Origin of the sequence: Pseudoscardovia radai (assembly GCF_002259605.1) — a bacterium.
In the GTDB taxonomy this organism is placed as follows: Bacteria; Actinomycetota; Actinomycetes; order Actinomycetales; family Bifidobacteriaceae; genus Pseudoscardovia; species Pseudoscardovia radai.
The window spans coordinates 128,176-140,818 of the sequence record NZ_MWWR01000006.1 but is presented as its reverse complement, the minus strand read 5'-3'; the positions used below and the strand labels follow the sequence as shown (position 1 = coordinate 140,818).

The 12,643-nt window shown below is 67.6% G+C and carries 9 protein-coding genes; 5 read left to right on the top strand and 4 right to left on the bottom strand.

The window, feature by feature from the left end; genetic code table 11:
* Positions 1 to 86: 86 nt before the first annotated feature.
* The 3 genes from PSRA_RS04620 to PSRA_RS04610 all read left to right on the top strand — a co-directional run bounded on the left by PSRA_RS04620 (position 87) and on the right by PSRA_RS04610 (position 2,406).
* Positions 87 to 542: a prepilin-type N-terminal cleavage/methylation domain-containing protein gene (locus tag PSRA_RS04620; protein ID WP_094660724.1), complete on the top strand. Its 456-nt coding sequence runs from the start codon at positions 87 to 89 to the stop codon at positions 540 to 542.
* A gap of 308 nt (positions 543 to 850) precedes the next feature.
* A complete protein-coding gene (gene recO, locus PSRA_RS04615; protein WP_094660723.1) occupies positions 851 to 1,618 on the top strand; it encodes a DNA repair protein RecO in 768 nt (255 codons plus the stop codon).
* Positions 1,615 to 2,406, top strand: coding sequence for an isoprenyl transferase (locus PSRA_RS04610; RefSeq protein ID WP_094660722.1), 792 nt, complete (start codon positions 1,615 to 1,617; stop codon positions 2,404 to 2,406). The genes recO and PSRA_RS04610 overlap by 4 nt, the downstream gene beginning before the upstream one ends.
* A 197-nt stretch (positions 2,407 to 2,603) precedes the next feature.
* Here the strand turns inward: PSRA_RS04610 and PSRA_RS04605 are convergent, their stop codons facing one another.
* From PSRA_RS04605 to PSRA_RS04590, 4 genes are all read right to left on the bottom strand, one after another.
* Positions 2,604 to 2,981 carry an MTH1187 family thiamine-binding protein gene (locus PSRA_RS04605; protein ID WP_094660721.1) on the bottom strand — a complete coding sequence of 126 codons (378 nt, stop codon included), beginning with the start codon at positions 2,979 to 2,981 and terminating at the stop codon, positions 2,604 to 2,606.
* A gap of 97 nt (positions 2,982 to 3,078) precedes the next feature.
* Positions 3,079 to 4,077 (bottom strand): hydroxyethylthiazole kinase, encoded by a 999-nt coding sequence (locus tag PSRA_RS04600; RefSeq protein WP_094660720.1) that lies wholly within the window; start codon positions 4,075 to 4,077, stop codon positions 3,079 to 3,081.
* Positions 4,078 to 5,066: 989 nt separating this feature from the next.
* The gene (locus tag PSRA_RS09570; protein ID WP_245834893.1) at positions 5,067 to 8,351 is read right to left on the bottom strand and encodes a type IV pilus twitching motility protein PilT; all 3,285 of its coding nucleotides are present in this window, start codon (positions 8,349 to 8,351) and stop codon (positions 5,067 to 5,069) included.
* Between the two features lie 137 nt (positions 8,352 to 8,488).
* A complete protein-coding gene (locus tag PSRA_RS04590; protein WP_245834892.1) occupies positions 8,489 to 10,444 on the bottom strand; it encodes a GspE/PulE family protein in 1,956 nt (651 codons plus the stop codon).
* Between the two features lie 301 nt (positions 10,445 to 10,745).
* Between PSRA_RS04590 and PSRA_RS04585 the strand changes: the two genes are divergently transcribed.
* Both PSRA_RS04585 and PSRA_RS04580 read left to right on the top strand, forming a co-directional pair.
* The gene (locus PSRA_RS04585; RefSeq protein ID WP_094660719.1) at positions 10,746 to 11,699 is read left to right on the top strand and encodes a prepilin-type N-terminal cleavage/methylation domain-containing protein; all 954 of its coding nucleotides are present in this window, start codon (positions 10,746 to 10,748) and stop codon (positions 11,697 to 11,699) included.
* 42 nt (positions 11,700 to 11,741) lie between these two features.
* Positions 11,742 to 12,626, top strand: coding sequence for a PulJ/GspJ family protein (locus PSRA_RS04580; RefSeq protein WP_158216319.1), 885 nt, complete (start codon positions 11,742 to 11,744; stop codon positions 12,624 to 12,626).
* Positions 12,627 to 12,643 lie beyond the last annotated feature (17 nt).

Below are 12,643 nucleotides of genomic sequence, written 5' to 3'. Positions count from 1 at the left end.
GGAGAGGTCAGGCGTGTCGTGACATGGGCCGCGTGATGATGCGTGGCCGACTGGCGCATCGGCATTCCGGAATGGAGGAGACAACGATGAACCCCGTTATCAGGGCGTTGCGGCGCAGGGCCAAGGGAGAGAAGGGCTTTACGCTGACCGAGATCATGGTCGTGATCGTGGTGGCGGCTATTCTTGCGGCTATCGCGATTCCGCTGTGGCGCAAGCAGCGTGCCGGCACCTACAATTCCCAGACCGAGCAGGCGGTGAGCGAGGCGGTGATCGCCGTTACGGATTACGCGCAGGCGCACGATGATTCCGCCGCTGGCCTGAGTGGCACGACCTGCGACTATCCGCTCGGCGGTACGGCGCCCACCTGCAAGATCGCCAACAAGACCGTGGACGTGAGCGAAGGCGTGCATCTGACGCTGAGCGTGGACGCGGCCGGCGCATGGAAGATCACCGCCACGAACGACCATGCCAGCGGCAACAGCGCCGTCAAGCACTCCTACACGTATTCCTCCACCTCGAAGTCATACGAGTGGACCGCGTAGGCATCCTGGCATAACACGATGGCGCCGGCGTTGCCGCGCCAGTGCACGAAGGGTCGGCACGGATTGCGTGCCGACCCTTTCGCATACGCGTGTCGCCCCGTGCCGCGCCATCGTTGCCCCGTGTCGCCCCGTGCCTGGCGTGTCGCGGCGTGTCGCGCCATCGTCGCTCCGTGCCGTCATCGTCTGTCCTCCGCCCGCAGCCGAATCGTGGATCCGCTTCCGCACCGCAGCCTAGAATTCTCTTTCAGAAACGCGCACGCCACTGCGCAAAAGGAGTGCATGAAAGGAGTGCGCGAAAGGAGACACGCATGCCCCTGTACCACGACGAGGGAGTGGTCCTGCGCACCTATGACCTGGGCGAGGCCGACCGCATCGTGTCGATCCTTACGCGCCGCCATGGCAAGGTCCGCGCCGTTGCACGCGGCGTCCGGCGCGAGAAATCCCGCTTCGGCTCGCGTCTCGAGCCCTTCATGCGCTCCGACCTGCTCATTGCCACCGGGCGCTCCCTCGACGTCGTGTCGCAGGCCTCCGTTCTGTTCCCGTACGCGCGCGGCATCTGCGCCGACTACAACGCCTACCTCGCCGCGAACGTCGTGGCCGAAACCGCCGACCGTCTTCACGCCGACCCGCAACACGCCTCGAAATGGCGCGATGTCAGCGATGACGAGAACGCCACCGATTCCCTGCAGTACAACCTGCTCGTCGGCGCCCTCGCCTCGCTCGCCCGTGGCATGCACACGCCGCAGACCATCGCGTACTCCTACGTGCTTCGCGCCATGGCACGCGGCGGATGGCTGCCCCGTCTCGATTCCTGCACCGTCTGCGGCGACGTCGCCTGCACGCATTTCTCCGTCTCCGGCGGCGGCGTGTTCTGCGACACCCATATGCTCCCGGACTCGCGCGCCACCGACCGGCGTGTGCTCGACGAACTTACGCAGCTTCTCACGGGGGACTGGGGCGCCCTCGACGCCGCCCCGGATCTCGACGCCACCACCATCGCCATTGTCGAGGATTGGAGCGAATACTACCTGGAGCGCCCCATTCGTTCACTCCGGCTGTTACATTCGATGATATGAGTTTTGACAACGTCGACTACACGTCACTCAACGTCCCGGCGGCCCCGTTCTCCGATCCGTCCATCATCCCCACGTTCCCTAAAGGCAAGGTTCCGCGCCATGTGGGCCTCATCATGGACGGCAACGGGCGCTGGGCGCAGCGTCGCGGCCTCGTGCGCACCGAGGGGCACCAGGCGGCCGAACCCGTGGTCTGCGATGTGATCGCCGGTGCCATCGAGGCCGGCGTGCGCTACCTGAGCCTGTACACGTTCAGCACCGAGAACTGGAAGCGCTCGCCCCGCGAGGTGCGCTTCCTCATGGGATTTTCGCGCGACATCATCCACCGCCGCCTCGATCAGCTCGACAGCTGGGGCGTGCGCGTGCGCTGGTCCGGGCGCCGCGAGCGCCTGTGGCGTTCGGTGATCGAGGAGATCGAAGCCGCCGAGGAGCGCACGAAGAACAACACCACCATCGACGTGGTGTTCTGCATCAACTACGGTGGCCGCGCGGAGATCGCGGACGCGGCCGCGCAAATCGCGCGAGAGGTGCGCGACGGCAGGCTCAACCCCGACCGCATCACCGAGAGGACGGTGGCGCAGCGCCTGTACAACCCCGACATCCCGGACTGCGACCTCGTGATCCGCACGTCGGGGGAGCAGCGCACGAGCAACTTCCTGGCGTGGGAGGCGGCGTACGCGGAGTATGACATCGTGCCCGAGCTGTTCCCCGACTACGGCCGCGAGGCGTTCTGGCGCTCCATCGACCGTTATGCCAACCGCGACCGTCGCTTCGGCGGCGTGAAGAAGTAGGCGCGCGGGGAGGCAGGCGCGGCATGAGGTGCCGTAGGCGCTGCGGTGCCGTAGGTGCCGTAGGTGCTGCGGTGCGGCGTGTCCACGATTTTCCCGCCGTGCGCAGGCATGGCGATATGCATGAGGCCGTGAGCCCCCGGAATCCGGGGCGCACGGCCTCATGCGTTGGTGGATGCGTTGGTGGAGCGGGAAGAAGCTTAGTCCTCGGCTTCCACGGTGCCCTTGTCGGCCGCCTCGTCGGCGAGAATCGAGTCGACGAGCTTCACCTTCGCATGCATCTGGTCGCGGAACGACGGACGGATGTCGAGCGAAAGGTGCACGCCCGTGCGGTAGCCCTGGCCGGCGAGCTTCATCGTGGCGTCACGGATGACGCGCAGCACATCGTCGAGGTCGCCTTCGATCTCGGTGGCCATCGAATGCGTCTCGTTGCTCAGACCGGACTCGCGGATCACCTCCACCGCCTGGCTGACGTAGGTCGATAGTTCCTCGCCGACGCCGTTGGGGTAGATGGCGACGGACGCCAGCGTGTTCACGTAATCCGGGGCGTCCGGGGACTTCGGGGTGATATGTGCCATGGTTCTCCTTCTGTTGTTGATGGTGTGGTCGGTGCGATGGTGTGGTGGGTGCGGTCGGCGTCGGCCCTGTGATCGGCCCGCACGTGTCCGTCCCGCTTCAGCGCGCGGATTCCACCGTGATGGGCGCGGCGGCGATCTGCTCGGGCGTCGTGGCCCACAGCGCGTCGAGGAACTCTACCTGGAACGATCCGGGGCCGTGTGCCTTCCGGCCGGCCGCGGAGCCCGCCTGGTTGTACAGCGCGGACGCGCCGAGCGCGGCGGTCAGCGGATCGGCCACCGCCAGATACGTCCCGACTACGCCGCCGAGTGAACAGCCCGCGCCCGTGATCTTCGTCATGTATTCGCTGCCGCCCGGGAGCCGGTACACGGTGGTGCCGTCGGTCACGAGGTCCACTGCGCCCGACACGGCCACCGCGCCCCCGATGAACCGGGCCAGTGCCACGGCGGCGTCGCGCGCCGAATCCACGTCGTCCACCGATTCCACGCCTTGCGGGCGGTTCGCTGTGATGTCCACGTCGGTTGCTTCGGCCGCCCCGTGTGCGGCGTGTCCGTCGGTTCCGTCGGCGTTGGAGTCGGCGTTGGATGCCGCGGCGGCGCCATCGTATGCCTTGTCGAACGGCGCGCCCAAGCCCCACATCGTGGCCAGCGTGATGATCTCCGACGCATTGCCGCGCACCACCGTCGGCGGTGTGTCGCGGAATGCGGTCAGGATGGCCGTGCGCGTGTCACCGATGCCCGCCGCCACCGGGTCGAGCACCCAGGGGTGGCCCAGGCGCTTGAAGCCGCGGGCGATCTCGGGGAACGCCTCGCGGAAATACGGCTGGAGCGTGCCCACGTTGATATACGACGCGTTGCAGATTTCGGCCGTGGCGAGAACGTCGTCCGGCAGATAGCTCATCGCCGCCGTGCCGCCCGCCGCGAGCTGCGCGTTGGCGACGAAGTTGACCGTCACGAAATTCGTGACCGACTGCGCCAGCGGCGTGGTGTTCCGCACCGTTCGCGCCGCTTCGAGAATCCGCGCGCGGACAGGCGAGTCCGGCGGGAGCTGGGTTGCGGCGGGGGTCGCAGGGGTGGTCGTGGTGTTCTGATCGTTCATTGTTTTTGGGTTCTCCCTTGGTTTCCGCGGTATGGCGGGGAACGACCGCGTCCCTCCCGAATATACGCCGTGAGGTGGAGCGATGCGGAGCGATGTGGAGCGGGGGCGAGGAAGGTGGGCGCTGGCGGCGTCTGACGCGGGCGGTCGGGCGGCGGGAGGTGGCGGTGGAGATTACCAATAAGACGGAATCGCTTTCCGTCCGGTGGACGAATGAGTGCGGGCGGCGTTCGAGGGGCGGCGGGTGAGTGGTGAGGAGCGGGTGGTGGTTCGTGGCGAGGATTGTTCGCCATGAGGCACGATTTTCCCCCTGCGGACTGGGGTGGGGTCGGGAAGGGGAGTTCATGGTGAGGTTTCTTCGCCATGAGGCACGATTTTCCTCTCGTCGGCGGGGCGAGGTCGGGAATGGCGGTTCGTGGCGAGGATTGTTCGCCACGAGGCACGATTCTCCCCTCGATGGCGTGGGCGGGGTCGGGAATGGCGGTTCGTGGCGAGGATTGTTCGCCATGAGGCACGATTCTCCCCTCATTGGCGTGGGCGGGGTCGGGAATGGAGGTTCGTGGTGAGGTTTCTTCGCCATGAGGGCGGGATTTCCCCTCTTCGGCCGACCTCCTTAAACGCCGGGGCCGTTCAGTGTGAGCGAATGTGTGCGGTGAAGGGTGTTGGCCCTCGGTTTTGGTGGGTTTGGAGGGGTCGGGGGCGTTCAGTGTGAGCGAATGTGCGCGGTGAAGGGTGTTGGCCCTCGGTTTCGGTGGGTTTGGAGGGGTCGGGGGCGTTCAGTGTGAGCGAATGTGCGCGGTGAAGGGCGTTGACCCTTGGTTTCGGTGGGTTTGGAGGGGTCGGGGCCGTTCAGTGTGAGCGATCGTACACACTGAACGTCCCGCCCGGCCCCGCTCTCGCCTCACCGCGGGCACAGAAAAGGGGAGAGGCTTGGAAAGCCTCTCCCCGTGGATTAGGGGCGACGAATCGCCGCCGCCGTCACGCGATCGTCGTCACGCGATGCCGCGGGCGCAGAGCTTGTCGAACTCCTCGCGCACCTGGCACTTCTTGACGGCATCCTCCTGGCGCACGATGCCCTTGGTCACGAGACGTGCGAGGTCCTGGTCCAGCGTGTGCATGCCGATTTCGCCGCCGGCCTGCAGCTGGGTGCGGATCTGGTGCGTCTTGGCGCCGCGGATCAGTGCCGCGATGGCGGGCGTCGAGTACATCACCTCGGTGGCCGGCGCACGGCCGTGGCCCGAGGCGCGCGGCAGCAGCGTCTGCACGATCACGGCCTGCAGCGTCGACGCCACCTGGATGCGGATCTGCTGCTGCTGGTTCTCCGGGTACACGTCGATGAGTCGGTCGACGGTGGACGCGGCGTCCTGCGTATGCAGCGTGGCGAACACGAGGTGGCCGGTCTCGACGGCGGTCAGGGCCGTCGAAATCGTCTCGAGGTCTCGAAGCTCGCCGACCATGATGATGTCGGGGTCCTCACGCAGCGCGTGCTTGAGCGCCTCGGAGAAGCTCTTCGTATCGGTGCCGATCTCGCGCTGGTTCACGATGCAGTTCTTGTGCTGGTGCACGAACTCGATAGGATCCTCGATCGTGATGATGTGGTCGTGGCGTTCGTTGTTGGCCTTGTCGACGATGGCCGCGAGGGTGGTCGACTTACCGGAGCCGGTCGGGCCGCAGACGAGGACGAGGCCGCGCGGCAGAAGCGCGAGATCCGCGATGCGCGGGTCGAGGCCCAGCTGCTGCGCGTTCTTGATCTCGAGCGGAATGGTTCGCAGCGCGAGTCCCACGCCCTGGCGGTCGCGGAACACGTTGACACGGAATCGTTCGAGCTGGCCGATGGAGAACGACAGGTCGAGTTCGAGCTCCTTCTCGAACCTCTCGCGGTCCTCCTCCGTGGTCATGATCTTGACGGTCTCCCACGTCTTGTTGCCGTCCCACACGCTGAGGTCGGGCATCTGCATGAGCTTGCCGTCGACTCGCAGCGCCGGATGGGCGCCCACAACAAGGTGCATATCGGACGCGTTCTCGAGCGTCAGCCTCCTGAGCGCCTCGATGAACTCAGGGTCGGCGTCGGGGTACTGCGCGTGCATCTGACGTACCACGGCCTCGGCGAGGGCCTTGCGCTTCTCGTTGTCCTTGGTCTTGGAATCGTCGGACTTCTGCGGCACCACGAAGTGGTCGGGCTGCACGTACACGCCGGGCATGCCCTGGAACTCCTCGCGCATCTCCTCGTTCGACGGATGCGCCTGCGCCGGGCCGCCCTGCGCAGGCTGCTGTCCGTAGCCTTGCTGCTGGTAGCCCTGCTGCTGGTAGCCCTGCCGGTATCCCTGGGATTCGTAGCCTTGCTGATACCCCTGCTGGCGGTATCCGCTTTGCTGGCGGTATCCCTGCTGGCCGTAGCCCTGCCGGTAATCCTGCTCCGGGGGCATCTGTACGCCGCGGCGTGCGTACATCTCCTCGGGCATGCGCTGGGTGGGCGCTTCGTCGTTATAAGCGTTCCCGCCGTTGCCATATCGATAATCGTTCATGGTGGTGTCCTTGGCGTTCTGAGTGTTCTGCGAGGACGCGCCCTGCTGCGGGCGGTGTGCGTCGGCCTGCGGTCGGTGTGCGTCGGCCTGCGGGCGGGACGATGCCTGCGGGCGGGACGATGCCTGCGGGCGGGACGATGCCTGCGGCATCGGTCGTCCGGCCTGCGGGGCGCGGGCGGCGGCAGTTGCCGAGGCCGTGACCGCGGCAGCCGCATCGTTCCTGCCGGCAGGGGGCTTTCGCATTGATGATCCCTGCATCGATGATCCCTGCATTGACGATCCCTGCGCCGGTCGGGCCGAGGCAGCGGCCGCCGAACGAGCGGCGCGCGCTACGTCGGCGGCGGAGGACAGGCCGGCGGAGGCGTCATGCGCGGATTCCCGGGCGAGCTCGCGCGCGGCGTCCCGAAGGCTTCGCGCATCCGGGGCCACGGAATTCGGCGCCTGCCTCTGCGGCGTCGGACGTGCAGGCATCTGACGCGCAGGCGCCTGGCGAACGGGAGACTGCATGCCAGTATCCGCGCCGCCCGCGGCACGACGACGCATTTCGTCCTCGTTGCGCTGGATCACGGCCTGCGCGGCGGCCTTGCGCTGCTCCTCCGCGCGTTGCGCATCATGGCGGCGGCGTTCCTCCTCCTGCTGGGCAGCCTGGCGGGCCGCGGCCTCCTTCGCCGCCTGCTCACGCTCGGCCGCCTCCTTGCGGGCCTTCTCCTCGGCGGCGGCGCGCTTGGCTTCCTCGGCCTTGCGCTGCTCCTCCTCCTGCTGGCGCTTGGCCTCGTCGGCCTGGCGCTTGGCTTCCTCGGCGAAGACGGTTCGCTGCGCCTCGCGGCGCTTCTTGGCGAGCATCGCGCGTCTCTCGGATTCCTCGCGCTGCTGATCCATCAGCGCGTCGGCCTGGCGCTGGCGCTCCTTGAACTCCTCCTGGCGCTTCTTCTCCTCCTCGGTGAGGGCGGCGCGGTCGCCGGGCGTCTCGTTCATGATGGCCCGCGCCTCGCGCTCGATATCTTCCACCGACGGCTCGGCGTTGGGATCGGTGCTACGTTCCTTGACGCGGCGGCGCGCCTCGCGCAGCGCCGCCACCTGCTGGGGCGTGGCGAAGCCCGTGCTGGAGGCGTATTTGTTCGGGTCCTGCCGCGGCACGCGCGCACGATGCACGATGGTCGTGCCGTCGTCGTCGGCCGAATCGTCCGCAGATCGCGCGCTGTCGGCGTTCTGGGACGCATCGGAACCCTTCGCGCCCTCGTCGGAACCATCGTCCGCGCCGTCCAGGGGAGCGGCGAAGGGGTTGCGCGGCTGCGCCGGCTCGCCCTCGGCGATGGCGCGCGCCTCGCGGGCGAGCTTCTCGGCCAGGGGGTTGACGGAATCGTTGGACTTCGCGTCGTTCGCGGAATCGTCGGATTCGGCGTCCTGCGCATCATCGGAATCGTCGGAGTCGGAATCGTCACGGCGGCGTCCGAACGGGCGGCGTTCGCGCTTCTTGCGTTCCTCCTCGGCCTTGCGGCGCTCCTCTTCTTCCTTCCTGCGGGCGAGGGCCTCGGCGTCCGCGGCCTCGCGCAGCTGCGTGTCGGACTTGGCGTTGAACGGCGTCTCGGTGTTGAGGATGTCGAAGAAGCCGTAGGTGTCGGTGTCGTCGATTCCTCTTCCGGAGGCGTTGTCGGCGCCGCCCATTTCACTGGGCATGGTCACGCCCTTGATGTCGGCGAGGTCGTCGTCATCGGGCGAGCCGCCGTTGGGCGATTGTGAATCTTGTGCCATGGGATCCACCTCTCCTTTCCATATGCCTTTCCATAGGCGCCCGGGCTCCGCTGCCCGCACGCACGTGTGATGCCGTGGCGCCCGGCGCGGTCGGTCGTTGACCGGCGCCGGGGCCCGTTTGTCGATTGTAGACCCTGTCAGACGGTGACGCGGATCACTTCGTCGATGGAGGTGACGCCCTGGAGCACCTTCTGCCAGCCGTCGTCACGAAGGGACGTCATGCCCTCCTTCTCGGCCTGCGCCTGGATCTCCTGGGAGGTGGCCTCCTTGGCGATCATGGCCTCCATCGTCTCGCTGACGCCCATCACCTGCTGCACGGCCACGCGGCCGCGGTAGCCGGTGTTCGAGCATTCCTTGCAGCCCACCGGGCGGTACACGTCGGGCAGCTCGTCGCCCTCCTTGTAGTCGATGCCGAACAGGCGCAGCTCGGCCGGCGTGGCCTTGTCGAGGCGCTTGCAGTCCGGGCACAGGCGGCGGGCGAGTCGCTGGGCCATGACGGCGCACAGCGAGGACGAGATGAGGAAGGGCTCGACGCCCATCTCCACGAGTCGCGACACGGCGCTCGGCGCGTCGTTGGTGTGGAGGGTGGAGAGCACGAGGTGGCCGGTCAGTGCGGCCTCCGTCGCGATCTTCGCCGTCTCGGCGTCACGGATCTCGCCGATGAGCACCACGTCCGGGTCGGCTCGCAGAATCGAGCGCAGGGCGGCGGCGAAGGTCATGCCGGCCTTCTTGTTCACCTGCACCTGGTTGATGCCCTTCATGCGGAACTCGACCGGGTCCTCGACGGTGATGACGTTGATCTCGGGGCGCGCCACGTTGCCCAGCGTGGCGTACAGGGTGGTCGACTTACCGGAGCCGGTCGGGCCCGTCACGAGCACCATGCCGTAGGGCCGGGAGTAGGCGCTCTTGAACACCTGGTAGTTGCGATCGGAGAAGTCGAGGTCCTCCACCTTGAGGTTGCCGGCGGGGGTGGAGAGGATTCGCATGACGATTTTCTCGCCCCACACGGTGGGAAGCGCGGCCACACGAAGGTCGACGTTCTTGCCGTTGTGGCGCACGGTGATACGGCCGTCCTGCGGCTTGCGGTGCTCGCCGATATCCATGTCGGAAAGCACCTTGATGCGGCTGATGACGCCCTGGGTCATCTGCTTGGGCGCCTTCTGGAAGACGTGCAGCACGCCGTCGATGCGGAAGCGCACCTGCAGGCCGTCCTCCTGCGGCTCCACGTGGATATCGGAGCAGTGGTCGTCGATGGCCTGGTTGATGACCAGCGAGACGAAGCGCGCGACGGGGGAGGAGGCCTCGGCGTCGCTCTGCGCGTCATCGAGCTGCACCTCCTGGCGCGTGTTCGCCACGATCTCGTCGGAGATCTCCTTGAGCTCGCTGTTCGCGCGGATATAGCGGTTGATGGCCTGGCGCACCTTGGCCGGCACGGCCACCATGGGCAGCACCGTCATGCCGGTGGCGGCGGAGATGTCGTCGATGGCGGCGAAGTTCGTCGGGTCGGCGCAGGCCACGGCGAGCTGGCCGCGGATGATGTCGATCGGCAGCATCTCGTTCTTGCGCAGCATCTCGCCGGACACGATGTTCACGACGGTTTTGTCGATCTGGTATTCGTCGAGGTCCACGTAGGGAAGGCTCATGCGGCGGGCGATGTCCTGCGCCTTGGCGACCTCCTCCTGTTCGCGCGTCATACGCGGGGAGGTGGGTTGCTTCGGCGGCGTGGCGCCGGAGGGGTTCGACGATTCTCCCGTCGTGCCCTGCGCCTTCTGCTCCGTTGAGTTCTGGTCGGCCGGGGTCTGGCCGTTCGCAGTGGTGTGGGCGGGCGCGGGGCGGCGCGTGGGCGGCATGCCTCCGCGGCGTGCGGCGGCAACGGCGTTGGCCGCGCGGGTGGCGGCGTCCATCTCCTGGCCGTGGCGCGGACGCGGGGAATCCGATGCGCCGTCCGAGGCGGGCGCCGCGTGGGCCGGGGTGCGGTTCGCGGCATCGGCGCCGGCGGGCGCCGCGCCGTTCTGACCGGTACCGTTCTCCGTTTCGGCGCCCCCGCGCCGCAAGAACGGGAAGCGTCCCGTTGACGAGCGAGATTCTGGCATCTTCTGTCCTTTCCTTCGTCTCCGGTGCTGCGGCGCGCCGGAAACAGAGCCTATCCGTAGCCCAGTGTACCGCACCGGGTTTTCCGCGTCATCCCGCGCCGTCCGTCCCGATGACGGATGCCGGGATGCGCGTGGGCGGCTCCATGTATACTATGGTTGGTTAAAGGGAAGCGGCCCGGGTGTCCCGTCGCGCGCATCGTCACGATTTCCACGTCACGAACGCGCGTGCGGACGGTGCCGGGGCTGCCTGAGGCATTCGGCGGCTTCGTCGCAGTGGACGCGGCCGTGATGGAGGAAGCACATGAAGATTCGGCGTTTCAAGGCCGGCGCATCACCCGCCGGGGCGTGCGATGCCGTCCGCGGCGGCACGGAGCCCGGCGCGGCGGACGATGTCGCCGTGGCCGGCGCGGACGGCGCTGACGGCGCGATGGCGTCCGGGGGGCGCGGGTGGAGGCTTCCGCGGCGCGGCCAGAAGGGTTTCACCATCGTCGAGGTGCTCGTCGCACTCCTTATTCTTCTGATGGTGGGCACCGTGGCGGCCCAGTTCGCCGTTCGCGCGATCCACACATCGTATGAGCAGCAGCAGCGCGTCACCGCCACCACGCTCGCCACATCGGGCATGGAGAAGGTGCGCTCGCGCATCCGCGGCGTCAGCGGCAGCAGCTACCTGGCGTCCATCACCGCCGGCATGTCGCAGTCGGACGCCGAGGCCGCGTACGCCGCGGCCAAGGACCTCGGCGTGGTGAGCGACGGCGATTTCCAGCTGGCGTACTCCACCGCATCCACGGTGCCCGGCGGCACGGCGAGCATCGCGCCGGTGGATACGAGCAACACCGTCAACGGCACGCCGTTCACCGTGTACACCGTGGTGGGCAAGTGCTACCGCAAGAACACGAGCGCACAGTGCCTCGCCGTCGACCCGGCCGCGTTCTCCTCGCCCGAATACCTTGCGTCGGGTGTCTCGTCGGGCGGGTCGTCTTCGTCGTCTTCTTCTTCGTCGTCGTCATCTTCGGATGTCAAGCTCACCGACGCCTCGCTGCCCGACCTCACCACGGCGTTGTCGGACCCGACGGTTCAGGCGGACTACCCCTTCAAGGCGGGCGCCGACGTGTACACGCCGATGCTGCGAGTCACCGTGGTGGTCAGCTGGACGTACGGAAGCAGCACCAGCACCCCGCAGGTGTATGCCACCACGGAGTACCTGGACTGCTGCGGCGAAGTCGCCATGAACAACTCGGGCGCATGGACGCTATGAGCCATGGTCGCTATGAACACTTCGGGCAATGGAGCTGATGATATGGCAGAGCAGAGTGCAGGAAAGCAGAGTGCAGGAAAGCAGAGAGTGGAAAAGCGGAACGAACGGCCGCGCAGGGCGCCGTCGGCCGTCGCATGCCGGGCCGGCGCCGTTCTCGGTGCCGTTGCCGAAACCCTCGGCGCATGGCGCGCCTCCGTCCGCAGCGCCATCCGCGACTGCGCGGCGCGCCGACGCCGCGCCTGGCATGAGGCGAGGCTGCGTGGGTTCCGCCGCGCGGCTCGCGGCGTCCAGAGCGGCGTGACGCTTGTGGAGCTGCTCGTGGCCATGTCCATCTTCAGCATCTTCACCGCCATGTTCGCCACCACCGTGGTGCAGTTCATGCACACGAGCCAGCGCTCGATGATGCGCACACAGTCCGCCACGCAGATCAACAACGCCACGGAGGACCTCGCGCATTTCGTCATGTACGCCGAGGGCATGACGGTGGTGGACGACGGCGACTCGCAGCAGCTCTACCTGCTCATCCCCTCGAACGTGGTCTCCGCCGCCAGCGCGGGCACAGGCGGCACGTCGGCCGCCACGAACCTGTGCGTGCGCGTCACGTACACGGCCCCCGTGTGGAGCGGCGACGCGCTGAGCTCCGCGGGAACCCTCTCGTGGACGAGCGCGCCGTTCGTGGCCGGCGCCTCGGGCACCACGTACGCGACGTCCGACATGGTGTTCGCGAACAGGCTCATCAACTCGCCCAGCGCGCCGTCGCCGTATGACGCGAAGATGTTCGAGCAGTCGGGCAGCATGCTCACCGTCTCGCCCTCCGCGGGCGCGATGGTGTCGGGCAAGGTCATCGCCACGAGCACGAGCACCACGCTGACGGTGCGCAACTACACGAGCACGGGAGACGTGGCATCATGCGTGACCACGGTCTGACGGGTGGCGCGGCTGCA